Origin of the sequence: Photobacterium lutimaris, assembly GCF_003025555.1 — a bacterium.
In the GTDB taxonomy this organism is placed as follows: domain Bacteria; phylum Pseudomonadota; class Gammaproteobacteria; order Enterobacterales; family Vibrionaceae; genus Photobacterium; species Photobacterium lutimaris.
The window spans coordinates 635,528-653,409 of sequence record NZ_PYMH01000001.1; the positions used below are offsets into that span (position 1 = coordinate 635,528).

At 46.6% G+C, this 17,882-nt stretch carries 13 protein-coding genes; 6 read left to right on the forward strand and 7 right to left on the reverse strand.

Features of this window, described 5'->3' with window-relative positions; translation table 11 throughout:
- The first annotated feature begins 52 nt into the window (after positions 1 to 52).
- From malQ to C9I99_RS02620, 3 genes are all read left to right on the forward strand, one after another.
- Positions 53 to 2,236 (forward strand): 4-alpha-glucanotransferase, encoded by a 2,184-nt coding sequence (malQ, locus tag C9I99_RS02610; RefSeq protein WP_107347283.1) that lies wholly within the window; start codon positions 53 to 55, stop codon positions 2,234 to 2,236.
- Positions 2,237 to 2,252: 16 nt separating this feature from the next.
- A complete protein-coding gene (gene glgB / locus C9I99_RS02615; protein WP_420849216.1) occupies positions 2,253 to 4,433 on the forward strand; it encodes a 1,4-alpha-glucan branching protein GlgB in 2,181 nt (726 codons plus the stop codon).
- Between the two features lie 230 nt (positions 4,434 to 4,663).
- Positions 4,664 to 6,247, forward strand: coding sequence for a methyl-accepting chemotaxis protein (locus C9I99_RS02620; RefSeq protein ID WP_243734290.1), 1,584 nt, complete (start codon positions 4,664 to 4,666; stop codon positions 6,245 to 6,247).
- A gap of 116 nt (positions 6,248 to 6,363) precedes the next feature.
- On the opposite strand, the gene C9I99_RS02625 is transcribed toward C9I99_RS02620, so the two are convergent.
- Both C9I99_RS02625 and C9I99_RS02630 read right to left on the reverse strand, forming a co-directional pair.
- Positions 6,364 to 7,026, reverse strand: coding sequence for an START domain-containing protein (locus C9I99_RS02625; RefSeq protein WP_107347284.1), 663 nt, complete (start codon positions 7,024 to 7,026; stop codon positions 6,364 to 6,366).
- Positions 7,026 to 8,207, reverse strand: coding sequence for a glycosyltransferase family 2 protein (locus C9I99_RS02630; RefSeq protein WP_244916297.1), 1,182 nt, complete (start codon positions 8,205 to 8,207; stop codon positions 7,026 to 7,028). Before C9I99_RS02630 ends, C9I99_RS02625 begins: the two co-directional genes overlap by 1 nt.
- Before the next feature lie 308 nt (positions 8,208 to 8,515).
- Between C9I99_RS02630 and C9I99_RS02635 the strand changes: the two genes are divergently transcribed.
- A complete protein-coding gene (locus C9I99_RS02635) occupies positions 8,516 to 9,418 on the forward strand; it encodes a hypothetical protein (protein ID WP_243734293.1) in 903 nt (300 codons plus the stop codon).
- Between the two features lie 94 nt (positions 9,419 to 9,512).
- Here C9I99_RS02635 and C9I99_RS02640 read toward each other — a convergent pair whose 3' ends face one another.
- The gene (locus tag C9I99_RS02640) at positions 9,513 to 11,162 is read right to left on the reverse strand and encodes an ABC-ATPase domain-containing protein (protein ID WP_107347287.1); all 1,650 of its coding nucleotides are present in this window, start codon (positions 11,160 to 11,162) and stop codon (positions 9,513 to 9,515) included.
- Between the two features lie 204 nt (positions 11,163 to 11,366).
- On the opposite strand from C9I99_RS02640, the gene C9I99_RS02645 reads away from it, so the two are divergent.
- Entirely contained in the window at positions 11,367 to 11,606 is a 240-nt protein-coding gene (locus C9I99_RS02645) for a hypothetical protein (RefSeq protein WP_243734294.1), read from the forward strand.
- Between the two features lie 51 nt (positions 11,607 to 11,657).
- Here C9I99_RS02645 and C9I99_RS02650 read toward each other — a convergent pair whose 3' ends face one another.
- The 3 genes from C9I99_RS02650 to C9I99_RS02660 are packed head-to-tail and all read right to left on the reverse strand — an operon-like array spanning position 11,658 to position 13,988.
- Positions 11,658 to 12,995 (reverse strand): ATP-binding protein, encoded by a 1,338-nt coding sequence (locus C9I99_RS02650; protein WP_107347288.1) that lies wholly within the window; start codon positions 12,993 to 12,995, stop codon positions 11,658 to 11,660.
- Positions 12,985 to 13,644, reverse strand: coding sequence for a response regulator transcription factor (locus tag C9I99_RS02655; protein ID WP_107347289.1), 660 nt, complete (start codon positions 13,642 to 13,644; stop codon positions 12,985 to 12,987). Before C9I99_RS02655 ends, C9I99_RS02650 begins: the two co-directional genes overlap by 11 nt.
- Entirely contained in the window at positions 13,641 to 13,988 is a 348-nt protein-coding gene (locus C9I99_RS02660; protein WP_107347290.1) for a PepSY domain-containing protein, read from the reverse strand. The genes C9I99_RS02655 and C9I99_RS02660 overlap by 4 nt, the downstream gene beginning before the upstream one ends.
- 264 nt (positions 13,989 to 14,252) lie before the next feature.
- On the opposite strand from C9I99_RS02660, the gene C9I99_RS02665 reads away from it, so the two are divergent.
- Positions 14,253 to 16,139 carry a methyl-accepting chemotaxis protein gene (locus tag C9I99_RS02665; RefSeq protein WP_107347291.1) on the forward strand — a complete coding sequence of 629 codons (1,887 nt, stop codon included), beginning with the start codon at positions 14,253 to 14,255 and terminating at the stop codon, positions 16,137 to 16,139.
- Positions 16,140 to 16,217: 78 nt separating this feature from the next.
- On the opposite strand, the gene C9I99_RS02670 is transcribed toward C9I99_RS02665, so the two are convergent.
- Positions 16,218 to 17,846: an AMP-binding protein gene (locus C9I99_RS02670; RefSeq protein ID WP_208113346.1), complete on the reverse strand. Its 1,629-nt coding sequence runs from the start codon at positions 17,844 to 17,846 to the stop codon at positions 16,218 to 16,220.
- Positions 17,847 to 17,882 lie beyond the last annotated feature (36 nt).

A 17,882-nucleotide genomic window follows, 5' to 3' on the forward strand; every position in this document is an offset into this window, starting at 1 on the left:
TCAGCAAAACTTTAACATCGTAGCGGCCGCAAGGCCGCTAACGGAGAGAACGATGAAAGACGATCAAGTATTAAAACAAGTTGCTGACATGGTAGGCATTGCCGATAACTATGTCAGTGCTTGGGGAGATGAAGCGCAAGTTGACAGCGATACAATCCGTCGCCTGCTGGCAGCGCTAGGTTACGACACCAAAAATGATGAAGCTTTGCTCGAATCAGCAAACAAGAAACTTCGCCCAGATGTGCTGGCACCAGTTAAGGTGATACGCAGTGGTGAGCCTATGCATATTGAAATGCACTTGGGTCAAAGCGCGCGTATCAGCGATTTTAGCTGGCGTTTGGCAACCGAACAGGGTGAAGTGCTCGAAGGTTGGTTGCAGTCTCAGCTTGTGTCCGACGAGCGTGCAGAAGGTGGCACCTTGGTGTTTGCTCTGCCAGATGATTTGGCATGGGGTTACCACAAGCTAGAGGTGTTCCGTAAGCGTCGTAAATCTCCATTTGAAATGACTTTGATCGTTGCTCCACAGTCTTGTTACAAGCAGGATGACCTGAATAGCAACAAGAAACTCTGGGGTACCAGCGTTCAGCTGTATTCAATTCGTACTAATCACAACTGGGGCATTGGTGACTTTGGCGACCTGAAACAATTGGTTGCTGACGTGGCTAGCCGTGGTGGTGATTTTGTGGGTTTGAACCCAATTCACTCCTTATTCCCCGCTAACCCAGAAGGTGCGAGCCCATATAGCCCCTCTTCTCGTCGTTGGCTGAACCTGATGTATATTGATGTGAGCTCTGTTACCGAGTTTGCGCAGTGTGATGAAGCACAACAGCTTGTTGGCAGCCCTGAATTCCAACAGCGACTCAGTGAAGCACGTAATACCAACTGGGTAAACTACAGTGAAGTATCATGCCTGAAAATGGCCGTTCTTCCATTGCTGTTCAAAACCTTCAGCGAGCGCCATCTTGAGAAGAACACAGCACGTGCCCAGCAGTTCCTACAGTTTGTTGAAGATGGTGGTGAAAGCCTGCTTCACCAAGCCGCTTTCGATGCGCTACATGCTGAGTTGAAAAAAGCAGATGATAATACTTGGGGCTGGCCTGTCTTCCCTGAAGAGTATCGTCACTTCGATAATGCCGCTGTTCAGACGTTTATTAAGAAAAACTACGTTCAGGTGCAATTGTTCATGTACCTACAGTGGTTGGCTGATGCTCAATTGGCTGAAGTGAATGAACTTGCTGAAGAAAAAGGCATGGTCATCGGCCTGTACCGCGACTTAGCGGTAGGGGTGTGTGATTCAGGCTCTGAAACTTGGGCGGATCACGGTGCACTTTGTCAGGACGTTAGCGTGGGCGCGCCGCCTGATATTCTTGGTCCACTAGGCCAGAACTGGGGTCTGCCACCGTTGAACCCTGAGGTACTCAAAGAACGCGCCTATGAGCCGTTTATCCAGCTACTACGTTCAAACATGCGTAGCTGTGGCGCACTTCGTATTGACCACGTGCTTGGCCTGCTACGTCTTTGGTGGATTCCAAAGGGTGAGTCTGCGCAAGATGGTGCTTATATGTACTATCCGGTTGAAGACATGATGTCTATTCTGGCGTTGGAAAGCCATCGCTACCAATGTACGGTGATTGGCGAAGATCTTGGCACCGTGCCAGATGAAATTGTTGATAAATTGGCCACTGCAGGTATTCATTCGTATAAAGTCTTTTTCTTCGAAACGGCAGAAGACGGAGGTTTTTATTCACCGAAGCACTATGCCGACCAATCGATGTCAGCGCTCTGTACGCATGATATGCCAACACTTCGTGGCTTCTGGCACTGCGATGACCTGAAGATGGGTGAAGAGCTTGGCTTGTATCCGAACCAAGAACAATTGGCTGGTTTGTTTGATAGTCGTGCTGAAAGCAAACAAAAAATCCTTGATAGTTTGGCTTGGCATGGTTATCTTCCTGAAGGGGTTGGGCATAACGCTGCATATGTGCCGATGGATCAGCAATTAAGCGAAGCCATGCAACTCCACCTAGCTGCCGGCTCTAGCGCGCTATTGAGCCTACAGCTGGAAGATTGGCTAGAAATGGATAAGCCAGTCAATATTCCGGGCACCGTTGATGAGTATCCTAACTGGCGTCGAAAGCTTTCGACCACGTTGGACGATATCTTCACTCGCCAGAATATTGTTGACCTGACTCGTCGTTTAACCGAAGCACGAGCAGAAGCATCAAAAAATAAGTAATATCAGGAGTAATGCGTTGGACACACCTACAGTGACCCGCAGTGATAAGGAATATTTGCAGCTCGAGAGAGCTGCATCTTCAGATCCATTTTCATTTTTAGGCCCTCAATATCAGTCGAATGACATCGCACTTCGCGTGTACGTGCCAGGCGCTGATTCTGTTGAAGCAATAACTGAAAACGGTGAACGTTTTACCCTCGCACGTGAAGCCGATAGCGGTTTTGTGCTTGAGGGTGATTTCGATTTTACCACTGCACTATATCAACTTGTCGTTAAATGGCCGCAAGGCGAACAAACGATTTACGATCCTTACCAATTCCATAATTTGATTCAGTCAGGTGAAGCACTGGCAGACCCATCACGGATGCACAGTGAAATGGGTGCGCAGCTCGTCACACTGAATCGAGGCAATTCATCTGTCTCTGGTGTACGTTTTCTTGTCTTTGCACCTAATGCCTCAGCAGTAAGTGTCGTTGGCCACTTCAATGCGTGGGATGGTCGTCGCCATCCAATGCAGCGCCTGGATGATGGTTTATGGGGGCTGTTTATTCCTGAACTTAAGGAAGGCACCCTTTATAAGTTTGAGTTGAAAGACAGTGCAGGCGAGGGACTACCTCATAAAGCGGACCCGTGGGGGTATCAATCAGAGCAATACCCATCATTTGCGTCCAAAGTTTATGACCAAGCTCACTATGCGTGGCAAGATAGTACATGGCAAAACCGCCCGGTAACCGCCAAGCATCAACAAGCATTGTCGTTCTATGAGTTACATGCGGGCTCATGGCGTAAAAACGATAAAGGCGAGTTCCTTAACTATCGTGAACTTGCTGAAGAGCTGATCCCTTACCTGAGTGATATGGGATATACCCATATTGAGCTGATGCCCGTATCTGAGCACCCGTTCTATGGTTCATGGGGTTACCAGCCAATCGGTCTATTTGCACCAACGAGTCGTTTCGGCTCACCAGATGACTTCAAATACTTCGTTGACCAGTGCCACCAAGCTAACATCGGCGTGGTATTGGATTGGGTTCCTGCCCACTTCCCATCAGATGATCACGGCCTGGCGAATTTCGATGGAACGGCATTGTTTAACGATCCGGATCCTCGTCGTGGTTGGCACCAAGATTGGAAGAGCTACATCTATGATTACGGCCGTGATCATGTCCGCCGCTTCCTCGTATCGAATGCCTTGTTCTGGTTCGAGCATTACCATATTGATGGTTTGCGTGTAGATGCTGTTGCATCAATGCTGTATCTGGATTATTCCCGTGAGCATGATCAGTGGATCCCTAACCATGAAGGTGGCAATGTTAACTTCGATGCGGTGAGCTTGCTGCGTTGGGTCAACGAGGAAGTGTACCGCCATTATCCGAATGCCATGACCATTGCTGAAGAGTCAACGGCCTACCCAGGCGTGACAAAGCCGACTGATATGGGCGGTTTGGGTTTCGGCTTCAAGTGGAACATGGGCTGGATGCACGATAGCCTTTCCTATATCCAGGAAGAGCCTGTACATCGTAGTTACCATCACAATACCATTACTTTCCCAATGGTATATGCATTCAGTGAAAACTACGTATTGTCTCTATCACATGATGAAGTTGTTTACGGCAAAGGCTCGCTACTTGACAAAATGCCAGGTGACGAATGGCAGAAAACGGCCAACTTGCGTGCATTCATGGGGTATATGTATGGCCAGCCGGGTAAGAAGCTGAACTTTATGGGTGCAGAAATTGCCCAGAGTGCAGAGTGGTGTCACGATGGTCAGCTAGAGTGGCATTGGCTTCAGTACCCGCGTCATAGTGGTATGCAGGCAGTCGTTAAAGACTTGAACGCATTGTATACCTCTGAGCCTGCAATGTACGAGCAAGACTGCGACCCTGCTGGTTTTGAGTGGCGTGTTCAGGATGATGCTGGTAATAGCATTTTGGCTCATGAGCGTATTGCGCTTAATGGCGACAAAGTACTTATTGTCAGTAACTTTACCCCGGTACCTCGAGAAGGATATCTGCTGGGTGTGCCTGCTGCTGGTGAATATGAGCTAATACTCAATACCGATGATGGAAAATACTGGGGCAGCAATGCACCCGTGAAAGCATCTATCGCGACACAGAAAGTGGCTAGCCACGGGCTTGGGCAATCTATCGCTATTGATTTGCCGCCTCTGGCAACAGTGTTCTATCGCTTCAAATAATGAATAAGCAACTCAGACTTAAAACCCGCATTTTTGCGGGTTTTTTTGTCTGGCCATAACGGAGTAGCCTCATTGTATCAAGACCTAATTCTTTGATGTTTCTTGGTTATTTAATATAAATCAATTTGGTGTTTTGGGATAAATGTCACAATAAAGGTTGTTTTAAGCAATAAATTGCTCTTCTGGGCTTTTTTCAAATATAACCTGTATAAAAATGACAAGTGGCAATAATGACAGCGAAAAATATGCGATTTGAGAATACGCCGAGCCAAGGGAAGGAAATCGAATATTCAGCCTCATTGAACTTGATTTCCACGACAGATCCCAGCAGCACCATTACCTATGCCAATAATACCTTTTGTGATGTTGCTGGCTATAGCAGTCAAGAGCTGATCGATAACCCCCATAACATTGTTCGACATCCAGATATGCCTAAAGCGGCGTTTGCACAGCTTTGGCAGTATGTGAAAGCCGGCAAGAGTTGGATGGGGTTGGTCAAAAACAAGTGTAAGGATGGTAATTACTATTGGGTTTCTGCGTTTGTCACTCCCATTGTGAACAGCGAGGGCAAGGTTATTGAATACCAGTCGGTACGCAGTAAGCCAAACAAGGAAGAGATTAAACGGGCGGAAACGACATATAAAGCACTCAGCGAAGGCAAGCACAGTGGCAACCGTTTTCGCTTGAATGTTGGCGCTGTATTGAATTGCATCTTAGTCATTAGTGGCTTATTGGCTATGTATGAAGCGATAGCCTCGTCTTCCACGATTACGATGCTCGTCAGTGCCATGTTATTCATCGGGTTAATTGTCAACCGGTATACACAAAAGCGCCTGGCTACTGTGAAGGCGCTTGCCTGTGAAGCTTACGATAATGTACTTATGGAGCCCATATACACCGGTAAATTTGATGATTACTCTGGTATTGAGCTGGCATTAAGAATGAGGCACGGTGAATTGCGCGCCATTGTCGCGCGAGCCAGTGAAACCTCTGCGGATATTCTTCTTTCGGCAGAAGATGAATTTGCCAACACCCAGCAAATTAAAACCAATCTGCAGCAGCAGACCCTTTCGACAGAACAAATCGGGGTGGCAATCGATCAGATGTCATCAACCGTTAAAGAAGTCGCTGAAAATGCAACGAATGCCTCTGAAATGACGGTAAAGGCACAACAGGTTGCTAACAGCGGGCAGATGAGGGTTGAGGAAACAATCATATCAGTCAATACATTGCATAAAGAGTTAGATGACTCTAAGCGGGTGATCAACGCTTTGTCTGAGAGTAGCCGTCAGATCGAAGGCATTCTGGATGTCATTGGTACTATCGCTGATCAAACTAATTTGTTGGCACTCAATGCAGCCATTGAAGCTGCTCGTGCTGGTGAAGCTGGACGAGGTTTTGCCGTTGTCGCGGATGAAGTACGCTCATTGGCGCAGAAGACACAGTCTTCCACTGGAGAAATTCACCAGATGATCACTCAGCTGCAAGATATCGCGGGCCAGGCAGTGGCTGCGGTAGACCGTGGTGGTGAGCAGTCTGAACATTGTCGTCAGCAGGCGTTGGCTATGGGGGAGCAGCTCAAAGAAATCAATCAGGTGCTGGATGTCGTGACTGATAGCAGCCACCAGATTGCGGCAGCGGTAGAGCAGCAAGTGGGCGTTAGCGTTGACATTGCGGAACATATTCAGAAAATCAGTCAATTTGCCAGCGAGACAGAGAACTCCAGTAATACCTCTGTAGAAAATACCCGCATGCTAGTGGAGCGTTTGGAAGGTTTGGAAAGGTTGATGAATCAATTTCAGCGAGAGCGTTAGCGAATCGAGTAACAGGCCCCCTTAGTGAAGGGGGCTTATGTAACGCTTGATAACCATCGCGGCCTTAAGTTTTGCGTCTAGTTGGCTTTATCGCAAGAACAGCTCAAGCAGCGTGATTAATGAAAGTTAACAATATGAGGGTAATGTATATTGTGGTAGGCCTCGCGCTCTACCATTTTTTTTAGTCCAAGTAGAGAGTTGTACGGCTGAGAGACGGATACTAGGTTGATTAGCCATGCGGGCAGGTTGCCTCCGGGATCAGTAAGAACCTGGTAGTGGATATTCGTAACCGACTCACTGACAGGAGTGAACACCCAGCGACTGGTTAAGCTTTTCACTCTGACAACACCAGCTTTAAGTGGCAGGTAGTCTGGAATGCCTTGCTGTTGCAGGGTAACGACCAATGTGTCTGGGTTTTGGGTTGTTTTGTTTAGGACTACAGCATCACGATCCGCTACCGGCCACGGTGCTTTACTCAGTGTTACCGTAATGGTTTCTGATTCACTAATCACTTTTTCCGTATGCATTTCGTCAACATTTTCAACCCACTCAATGCCTGAAGGAGTATCTGCAAATACCGCAATAATGGTGCTGAGGTTGGCGTTGATGGTCGTTTGCGCCATAAACTCTTTAAAGTCGCTGCCTTCAATTGACCGGTTATATACTTGTATGCCATTGCGGTCTCGAACGTTCTTCCATGGTGCTTCTTGTGCAAAGGCCTGAGCCGAGATAGCTTGAACAGAAACGAGCGCAAGTAGCAAAAATAAAACCTTTTTCATTATTCGACCACTCGTCCTTTCCAAGAGATGGATTTTTGCTTTGCAAGACGGAAAGAGTTGAGCACTAGCAGGCCTTGTAAGGAAATGCCAAACGGAACAAAAGCAGCGTAAATGATGGGTACAAATAACTGAGTTGCGAGCACGGCATAAGTAATCAGTAATACGATCTGCATTAGCAGATTGATCCCAATGGTGAACAGGGCGATTTGAGAGGGATCGCTGCTGTATGACAGCCACGACAGGAGAAGCAATACTGGTGTCGACCATGCAATAAAGAGGGATTTTCCAAGTAATGCTAACGCTTGTGAAAAGCAGTTTACCTCTACGATTCGGTTCATGTTTTTAGAAAAACCGTGCCAGATCTCTTCCGCACTGGTGTACATGCGTGTGCTCATAAGATTATCTGCAAATGCCCAGAAAATCTTAAAGCCGCGTTCTTTCATAGCTTTGGCAAAGGCAAGATCTTCAGAGATCTCAGAGGCGACAACGGTATGCCCATCTACGGCTTGATATGCGCTGGTTTTAAACAGCATTGCTTGTCCATTGGCTATGGCTTCTTCTTTGTCAGGATCGTTTGACTCATGAAACTTCATAAAAGAGGCGATCGATAAAAACAGACCCGGTAAAAGAGTTTTCTCAGCGGCTGAAACCATGAGTTGCCGAGGGTTAAAAGAGAGAAGATCAATCTCTTTTGCTAATGTGAAATCCATAATGCTTTTCAGCATACTTTTATCTGACTGGGTATCGGCATCAATAAAGAAGATATACTCCCCACTGGCTTGTAGGGCACCAGCCATGCAGGCATTACTTTTGCCTATCCACCCTTTAGGTAGTGGGCGACCAGTAATGCATCGTGCATTAAATACGCTCTGTGACATCATCTGCTGGGCAACTTGGCGAGTTTTATCTTCAGAGAAGTCATCGACAACAATTATCTCAAGCTTGTCTGCTGGATAGTCTTGCTCGAGGATGCTGCCAAGTGACACTTTTAGGTTATGTTCTTCGTTACGGGCAGGGATCACAACGGTAACGCTCGGCCAATCATCGCGTGAATACTGTCCTCGCTTTATGTGCACCCTATGCTGGGCCAAAATGCCTAATTTTATTAGAAAAACGAAAACCCCTATGAGCGAGAGGATAGTTAAAGCGAGTAACACCATAAATGAAACCTGTTTGTGCAATGTTATTATGACCAACGGTTTATAATATATGTTAATGCTGAACTTCAATTGACTGGTGTTTAATTAGTGTGAAATAAATTGCCGGATAATTATGCATTAGCAATGGGTCTGCAGCTGAAAATTCAAACATTAATATTATATAGTAATGAAAAATAAAGAGTTATGACTAGAAGATATTCTATGCACGAGTGATCTTACTTTCAATTGAATTTTGTTCAATTAAGTGTCTGTTAAGTATTGGAGTGTCATTATATATAAGTGAAGAAGTAACCATGGACGGTGTTGTAATTGTTAACTGAGATATAATTTTGAAAACACAAGCTTTACTGCTAATGAGCCTTTTTGTTGCACCGCAGACTTTTGGTCAGGATTCCTTTTTCCCTATATGGGGTGATGAAGCAGAGAAGCGTGGTTATACACTCCCCAAACCTTATGGTTTCTCTTTATCATATATGGATATGAGCAACCCTATTACAGTCAACAGTATTAATTTAACTGGTCATCCAGTGTTAGAGGCGTTGGATGTAGACGCTAAACAAGCGGATTTTAGCGGTTCAAATATTACGTTGCGTGGCGATGTGTGGATTTTTCCATTCCTGAATGTTTACGGCATTCTAGGCTATACCCAAGGCACCAGCAAAGCAAAGATTAACTCGGTTAGTTGCGATTCAAGCGGCTTTGGAATATTGGATTCTAATAGATACCTGTGTTCACTAATTGATCGCCTTGGCGACAACTTGCCTGATAATACCATGTTTGAGCTGGATATGGACGGTGGAACCTATGGTGTAGGTACCACACTGGCTGGTGGTGTAGGGAACTGGTTTGCCTTGGTTGATATGAATTACACTTATACAAGCATTTCAGCAATTGATGGCAATATCAAAACATTTGTTGCAGCACCTCGTGTCGGCCACCGTTGGGAGTACGATGGTGGTCGCGAGCTCCGGGTATTCGTTGGTGCGATGTACCAAGATGTTCAGCAATACTTGTCTGGTGATCTGAAAAGCCTAGGGCTACCGTCAGCACTCGATAAAATCATTGATGAGCTTGCACCAGACGGCAAGTTTGAAGTGAGCCAAAGTTCTGATGAAAAGTGGAATGGGGTCGTTGGTTTTCAGTATGCCTTTAACCGCGATTGGGAAGTATTAGCAGAAGCGGGATTTGGCCCTCGTGAAACATTATTCTTTGCCGCTAGTCGTCGATTCTAAATGGACTCATTGAATTGATAGCTTTTATTCCGCAGAATAACCAAAAAAAACGATGAGGTTGCCCTCATCGTTTTTTATGCATATCTACTACTGATTAATTAAATTCAGTTTTACGCATTCGGTTAAGAACCGCCATTACCTCTATAACGCGAGGTTTAGCGATGTCACCGTAGTTTGGCATACTACGGAACCATTCATCACTGGCAAGCATCTGAGCAAAGGCTTTGCTAGGTGCTTTTTCCCATCCTTTACCTTGGGCAATTTGGAACCACAACCAACCGATAGCATGCAATTGGCTTGAATCCGCAACCTGTTCTAGTGCTTTAAGATCGATAAGCTCACGGCCAAAGCGCATAGATGTTTTATCTTTGACTTGAATTCGGAATTTACCGTCTTCTAGCTGTGCTTTCAGGCCGGCACGGTTTAGCTTACGTGTGCGCGGACGGGTGATTTCGGTGCTGCCTTCAAGCTGACGGCGGGTAGGGTGGGATTTAACCACTTCTTTCGCCTTTTCCGTGACATCGATCGCCTGGTAGTTGTGCATTTGGATGACAGTGTCTGCAACGTCCAAATAGTCACCAGAGCCACCCATAACAAGCAATACAGAGACATTAAGCTGGTCACGTAGCAGCGAAATACGGTCAACTAATGGCGTGATTGGTTCATCGTTTTTTGTAATCAATGCTTGCATGCGCTCATCGCGGATCATGAAGTTTGATGCCGATGTATCTTCATCAATAAGCAGCGCATTGGAGCCAGACTCAATCGATTCTTGTAGCCATGATGCCTGTGACGTTGAGCCGGATGCGTTCTGGGTTGAGAACATGCTGGTGTCTTTACCCATTGGCAGGTTGCTGATGTATGGTGTCAGATCGACGTTATGTACACAGCGACCGTCTTCGGCGCGGATTTTAGATGCCGATTCGTCAGTAACGATATATTCACGACCATCACCCGGAATGTGATCGTAAACAGAGTTTTCGATTGCATTCAACAGGGTTGATTTACCGTGGAAGCCACCACCGACAATCATGGTAATGCCTTTAGGGACACCCATGCCGCGAACTTTTCCGCGGTGTGGCGCTTCAAGTTCAACGGCCAGGTTTTCTGGGCTGATAAATGGAATGGCATCGGCCAAAGGTGAATCGCTGTTACCCGCCAAACGAGGAAGTACGCTGTCATCGGCAACAAAGGCCATCAAGCCTTTATCAGCAAGTTGTTTACGCAGGGCGACCTGATCTTCAACCGTTTCACAGTGACGTTTTAACTCATCTATCGGCAACTCACGGGCGATAGTGGCACGGCGAATGATCTTCGGCATCGTGAACGTTAGCAGGTTAGCGGTTTTTTTAGCAATAATGGTACGGCCGTCTGAAGGTAGGTTGACGCGAAAGCGCAACTCCAGAGCATCATCATCGAATACCACGGCGGTACGGTCTAGAACAGTTTGTCCCGGACGGTCAATTTGAATCTCATTGATCTGCTGTGCCAATTCGGCAAATTGACGAGCAATGAAATCACGAGCCGCACGTTGGTAGTCAGGAGACTGTTCTTTTAACCACTCAAGATCGGTCAACGACCATTTACGGCGTGCTCGTACACGAGACGCAGGTGCAAACGGGTCTGATTGAGTGATGTCAATGAAGAAATCGAAGTCAACGAAGTGGTACTCACCGCGCAAACTGGAATAGCTGCGGTAATTATGACGGTCAATTTTATGTAGTTTTGCTTCGAGTAATTGCATGTCGCCTCGATACCTTCGTTAGAAATTCCGGGTGCGGGATTCTACACCAAACGCCTTGAATAAGCATACAAACTTTACTGTTAACGGCATTTATTTCTTAAATAAGCTGCCCGGTGAAAATGTAACCCTCTACCTTGGTCTAATTGAGCTATTGATGTGAATAGCATTAAATCAGAGTGTAGATGATGAAAAAGGGAACACACCATGCTGCAGATATCAATGACAGTTGCCGAGTACTTACTGATTTTGGCAGGATTAGCGATGGTCGTAAATGGGATTATTATATACGGACGCCGGACAAGTGACTGGACTGGCGTGTTGAAGATGTTTTACAACCGTATAGGTATGGCTGTCGAGGAGTTCAAATGGTACCGGCTGGGGGTTGCATCTTTGATACTCGGGGTGATTATCAGGATTGTGAATCTAACGCTTTGGCCCGCCTAAGGCTGCTGGACACTGGCGAGCGGGTGCTCGCCAGATAAATCTTGGTTGATGTCATTGTCTCGGTTTAGGTAGCGTGATTGAAGCTCTCAACCCACCTAACGGGCTGCGACTTAACGTTAATTCACCGCGATAGCTGTGAGCCAGCTCACTGACTATGTTCAACCCGAGGCCTGTTCCAGGTGTTGTTTCATCAAGCCTAACACCACGCTTAACTGCGCTTTGATAGGCATCATCGTCAATACCCGGTCCATCATCTTCTATTACCAGTAACAGATTCTCTGTCGTTTGTTCCGGTTGGTGGACACGTATCAAGCCTTTCGCCCATTTGTAGCTGTTCTCTATTAAATTCCCTAAAATTTCGTCGAGATCGCGCTTTTCAATCGCGACCAATAAATCACTGTCTAGCTCGTTAACAAGCACAACGCCACGATCGGCATAGACTTTATCCATTGCCATGGAAATTGCATCGACTCGGGCGGAGGGGGCTGTTTTGGCTGACAAGATATTGCTCGCGCCGGCCATTCTTGCTCGCCCTAAGTGGTAGTCGATATGTTGCTGGAGCTGTTGCAGCGAGGGCTGTAGTCGCGACTGCTCCTGTTTATTGAGGTGAGTGACTTCGTTATTGAGTACGGCAATCGGTGTCTTGAGTGCGTGCGACAGGTTGCCGGCATGATTACGTGCTCTATCAAGTAACTCTTGATAATGGAACAGGAGGGCATTGAGGTCGTCAACCACGGGGCGAATTTCAGCAGGATAGATCCCGCTCAGTTCTGATGTTTGCCCCTCGCGCACCTCTTTTAAGTTTTGTTGCAAGCGGCGCAGAGGCCAGAGTGACCAGCTAACCTGTAGCCAGATCAAAAAGAGAATGCCGCCTGCCATAACCAGTAATATTAACCACAGACCGCTGGTCAGCTGGGTCAGCGTTTTCAATAGCCGCTCTTGGTTAATGGCGACAGTGAGGGTGACGGGCTCATCAATCTCGGGCAATAGGATATTGCGATTAAGCACCAGCAGTGATTGCTTATTAGGACCGACAAAACCTGACTCTTTATCGCCAGAAATACGAGTATCCCACAAAGAACGAGAGCGTAGCTCTTTGTTCTCAACATTCACACTCCAATATAACCCGCTATAGGGTTGCTGGAATCGTGGATTGGATAATGTTTTTAGTGGGATCAAATTGCCACTATTATCCACATCAATCTGGGCCGTTAATTCGTCAAGGTAGATATAAAGTTGATGTTTCTCTTGGTCGACCAGGTAGGTTTTGATGAGTGACGGCACCAGATAACCTGCGGCAAGAGTTATCGCTAGTAGCCAAACAGCCGCGGCAATAAGCAAGCGGCTGCGAAGGCTGGGTAGAGGCGTTTGCGGTGCTCTAATCGGCATTGATACGATATCCAAGCCCTCTTACCGTTTTGATTACGTCACCACCGACTTTACGGCGAATACGACCAATGAACACCTCAATGGTATTAGAGTCCCGGTCAAAGTCTTGCTTATATATATGTTCAACAAGCTCAGTGCGAGAGATGACTTTATCGGCATTGTGCATCATGTAGGAGAGCACTTTAAATTCCAGAGCGGTAAGGTCGATATTTTCACTATTGTGCATCACCTTAGAGGTACGGGTATCGAGACTTAGTCCACCGATCTGAATCACTGGTGAGGCATTTCCCGTTGAACGGCGCACTTGAGCGCGTAAACGGGCAACAAGCTCGATCATCTGAAATGGCTTTGTTAGGTAGTCATCAGCGCCAGCATTAAGGCCGTCAACACGCTGCGTGAGTTCGTTACGAGCACTGAGGATTATTACCGGACAAGTAACGTTTTCATCACGAATACCCCTAAGCACGGTCAGCCCATCTAACTTGGGCAAGCCTAAGTCGAGGATTATCCCATCCCAAGGCTCCGAGGTGGCGCGGTATAAAGCATCAATCCCATCAGAGGACAGTTCGGCGACCCAGCCACTTTGTTCTAAACCTGCAACAATCTGTTCGCCTAGGGCCTGTTCATCTTCAACGACGAGTATTTTCATTGGTCTACCTTGATAATGTTTTCAAGACCCCTGCCTTTTATTTCAAGAATTGTGAGAGTTTGAGCGTCATACTTAACTCTGACAATATTATTGTTAGGGTCAATAAGCTTTAATTCATATATCCAAATGTTGTCATCTTCTTCCAACTCGACGTGAATAATGCGGCCACGGAGTTGCGCATTTACCTTAGATTGTAGAGACGAGAACGGTTGTACCTGCCCTTGTTGAACGGCCCGCATGACGTCGTCATGATCTTCATCAATTTCCAATTCAACATTTGCAAGTGCTGTAGAGGTGAAAAGGAGAAGCGACAAGATATATATGTATTTGCTTTTTCTATTCATACATTAAATTGTAACTGATTGTACATGAACCGAACATGAATATTGCTTTGCGATGTGCAACTGCCTAACGATTGACCGAAGTATTATATAGAGTCTATACAATGTGGTTGAATTAATGAGTATATTTCTTTCTTAAGATATCTCACGCATATGTCGTTGATTATACAAAATGAAATTTATAGTTTTTAGTGGCAGATCATGAAAAAAAGCGTGCTACAGATTATAATCCTCCACCAAAATCTGTTTCAAAATTAAAGGGAAGTTATGCAGTTATCCTTAAAAGCAAAACTGTTGTTATCGAGTTTTGCTGCCATTTCCATTACCGCTATTGCCCTTGGCGGTTTCTCCTACCAGTCAATGAAAAACCATGCTTGGCAGTCAATTGAAAGTGAAAGCCGAAATACATCCGTCGCAGTAACCAAAGGTATCGGTGATTGGCTGGATAATAAGCAGGCAGCAGTAAAGGCGGTCGCTAAAACCATGGCAACCAATAATACGCCAGATATTGTCGAGCACCTTAAGCAAATGCATGTATCGGGTGGTTTTAGTCTGAGCTTTTATGGCAATCAGCTGGGGGATATGTACCGTCAGGACCCATCTCTTAACCGTGCTGGTTACGATCCTCGAGAAAGAGGTTGGTATAAAGAGGCTTCTGCGGCGAGGACACAGGTTGTAACGGCGCCGTACATGAGCCACACCATGCAAACCTTGGTGGTGACCTTAGCAGAGCCTGTCATGCAAGCTGGACAACTACAAGGCGTTGCCGGTGCGGATTTGGCTCTGGGGGATTTGATGCGTGATGTACTGAATATACCGGTGCTAGGCGACGGCTATGCCATGTTGCTAGATATGAGCAACCAGGTTGTTGTTGCTCACCCGAACCCCGACATGCAGCTGAAACCGATTTCGGAGCTAGGGTTAACTGTCTCGTCTCTTCGCAATGAGATGAATGGTAATGGCTTTTTCCTAAGCGACTTTGACGGACGTGAGCGAGCCGTTGCAATTCATGCGGTGCCAAATTCTGGTTGGGCACTGGTCATGGTAATGGATAAGTCGGTACTGGAAGCACCCATTCGGGATATGTTAGTTGATGAGCTGCTTATCGGGCTTGTGATCCTTATCGTGGTGTGTGGCTTGATCAGCCTCTTATTGACAAAACAACTGAGTGAATTGAAGAAGGTATCGGTAGCCTTAGCTGATATAGCCCATGGTGAAGGAGACTTAACGGCTCGTATACCTGTTAATAGCCAAGATGAAGTCGGGTTGTTAGCCGAAAACTTTAACCAGTTCGTGTCGCATCAGCATCTAATGGCGACAAAGTTGCGTGATATTGCTATTGAGCTTAATCGAAATGCGGCTGATTCAGCTGCAGCGTCAACTCAGCGCAGCCATAACATTCGCCAGCAGCAAGATGAAATTACCATGGTGGCAACGGCTGTGACTGAAATGGCGAGTGCAACACAGGAAATTGCCGGTAATGCTGAGAATACAGCGAAAACGGCAGAGCAGGCGGTATCTTTGGCTGGTAGTGGCCATGAGAAAGTCGGGCAAAGCCAGCAGTCAATTGGTAACCTAGCCAGCGAAGTGACCAGCGCTGCTGCCATTATTGAAGATCTTAATGGGCATGCCCTTAAAATTAGCACCATTCTATCAACGATCCGCGAGATTGCTGAGCAAACCAATTTATTGGCGCTCAATGCAGCTATTGAAGCGGCACGTGCAGGAGAACAAGGTCGAGGTTTTGCAGTGGTTGCCGATGAAGTGCGTGTACTTTCTCAGCGTACGCATACTTCGACAGAAGAAATTCAAAGTATGATCGAGGCGCTTCAGTCGACGACCCATAATGCAGTGACAGTGATGAACGATAGCCATCAGTTAGCTGATACCAGCGTTCAAGATGTCGATGCCGCGGGTGAAAGTATCAATAGTATTGCCAGCGAGATTAATGTGATCAGTGATATGGCGACACAGATTGCCTCGGCAGCCGAGGAACAATCAAGTGTTACCGCAGAGATCAGCCGTAATACCGAAGGGGTCCAGGAGGTCGCCAACCAAATGGCTCAAGAGGCGATGGAAGCTGCTCGCCAAGCTGGCACACTTAAGGAGCTCGCTGGCCAATTAGAAAAAGAAGTACAGCGCTATAAGCTATGATTTATAAGCTCTGAGCTATAGGCTAAAATAATAAGCCCCCGCGAAGGCGGGGGCTGTTTTATAAGGGGAGGGCTGAAATTACTCTTCCCATTGCACGAGTTGATCTTTCGGCCAGTTAGCACCGATGTCATGGTATTTCTTCTCAAGCAGGTGACGCTTGATCTTAAGTGTTGGCGTCAAGATATTATTCTCCACACTCCAAGGGTCTTTAATCATCAGGACACCTTTGATTTTGGCGTGAGATTCCAACTCTTGGTTGATGGTATCAATAACACGTTGAGCAGTGCGCGCATAGCGTTGGCGGTCAAAGTTAGGGAAGTCGTGCGGTACGGCAAGTAAGATTGGCGCCGGCATGCCTGAACCGACCACACACATCATTTCAATGTTGGCAAGTTCGAAGATTCGTTTTTCAATAGGGACTGGTGAGACAAACTTCCCTTTCGCCGTTTTGAAGGTATCGTTTTTGCGGCCTTGAATCGTTAGGTAGCCTTCCTCATCCATGAAGCCGATATCACCGGTGTGGAGCCAACCATCATCATCAAACATCTCTTTGGTAGCATCTTCGTTTTTGTAGTAACCCGAAAATAATCCCATGCCGCGTACTAAGATTTCTTCATCGGCTGAAACCTTGATTTCTACTCCTGGACCAGAGTTACCGACAGTACCGATCTTATCACTACGGAACGGATGGTTAAGGGTGCTGTAAGCAAAGCTTTCGGTCATCCCCCAAGCTTCGGTAATGTTGAGACCAATGCTCTCATACCAGCGAAGTAGAGCAGGAGAGACGGGTGCCGAGCCACAGCCCAGTACTCGTGCTTTGTTGAGGCCAAGACCATCGGCAAGCTTGCGTTTGATAACGCCAGAAATGAATGGAATTTTCAGTAATAAGTTGAGTTTGGCTTGCGGGAGTTTTTCCAAGATTCGCTGTTGGAAAAGGGTCCACAGACGAGGAACCGAGATAAAGAGGGTCGGGCGATGCATTCTTACATCATCGATGAAAGTATCTAGGGACTCAGGGAAGGCAACTTGCATTCCAGACATCACAGAAGAGCCAAATATATAGACTCGCTCGGTAATATGGGCAAGCGGAAGATAAGAAAACAGACGCTCGCCTTCTTGCATACCGATATGATCCACAAGACGCTGTGCAGCCCATGCAAATGAGCCGTAACTTAACATCGCACCTTTAGGCAGGCCGGATGTACCTGAGGTATACACGATAGACATTAAATCATCTTGTTGATGGTCTGGCCGCTCTTGTGATGGCTTATGTTGAGAAAGCAGGGTGTTGAAGTCGTGATCACATTTAGGTGCCGATGGATAGTTAAAACTGATGGAGAGAATTTCAGGGTGCTTCTCCATTATCGCAAGGGCCGCTTTGCTATCATCTAGCTTACCGATGAGAACTGCTTTTGATTCACTGTGTGTTAAACAGTGCTCAATGGTTTCTGGGCCCGCCGTTGGGAAAATAGGCACGCTGATGTAGCTACCTAGCATGAGTGCTAGGTCTGAAATGAACCATTCAGCACAGTTTTTCGACATGATGGCGATACGATCACCAGGTTTGTAACCTTGGGCACGAAGGGCGCTGACAAGTCTCAGTGCTTTGTCAGCTACCTCTGCATATGTAAAGTCAACAAATTGTCGGTTGATGATCTGGCGAAGATACACATCATCTGCGCGTTCTTCTGCCCATTTGAGAATCATTTCGGTTGGCAGTGGTTGAGTCATCAGAGTATCCCT

Bases quoted from the DNA above. Each gene is read 5' to 3' on its own strand.
- malQ (WP_107347283.1), top strand. From the start codon at position 53: ATGAAAGACGATCAAGTATTAAAACAAGTTGCTGACATGGTAGGCATT.
- C9I99_RS02620 (WP_243734290.1), top strand. From the start codon at position 4,664: ATGACAGCGAAAAATATGCGATTTGAGAATACGCCGAGCCAAGGGAAG.
- C9I99_RS02625 (WP_107347284.1), bottom strand. From the start codon at position 7,026: ATGAAAAAGGTTTTATTTTTGCTACTTGCGCTCGTTTCTGTTCAAGCT.
- C9I99_RS02640 (WP_107347287.1), bottom strand. From the start codon at position 11,162: ATGCAATTACTCGAAGCAAAACTACATAAAATTGACCGTCATAATTAC.
- C9I99_RS02645 (WP_243734294.1), top strand. From the start codon at position 11,367: ATGCTGCAGATATCAATGACAGTTGCCGAGTACTTACTGATTTTGGCA.
- C9I99_RS02650 (WP_107347288.1), bottom strand. From the start codon at position 12,995: ATGCCGATTAGAGCACCGCAAACGCCTCTACCCAGCCTTCGCAGCCGC.
- C9I99_RS02655 (WP_107347289.1), bottom strand. From the start codon at position 13,644: ATGAAAATACTCGTCGTTGAAGATGAACAGGCCCTAGGCGAACAGATT.
- C9I99_RS02660 (WP_107347290.1), bottom strand. From the start codon at position 13,988: ATGAATAGAAAAAGCAAATACATATATATCTTGTCGCTTCTCCTTTTC.
- C9I99_RS02665 (WP_107347291.1), top strand. From the start codon at position 14,253: ATGCAGTTATCCTTAAAAGCAAAACTGTTGTTATCGAGTTTTGCTGCC.
- C9I99_RS02670 (WP_208113346.1), bottom strand. From the start codon at position 17,846: ATGATTCTCAAATGGGCAGAAGAACGCGCAGATGATGTGTATCTTCGC.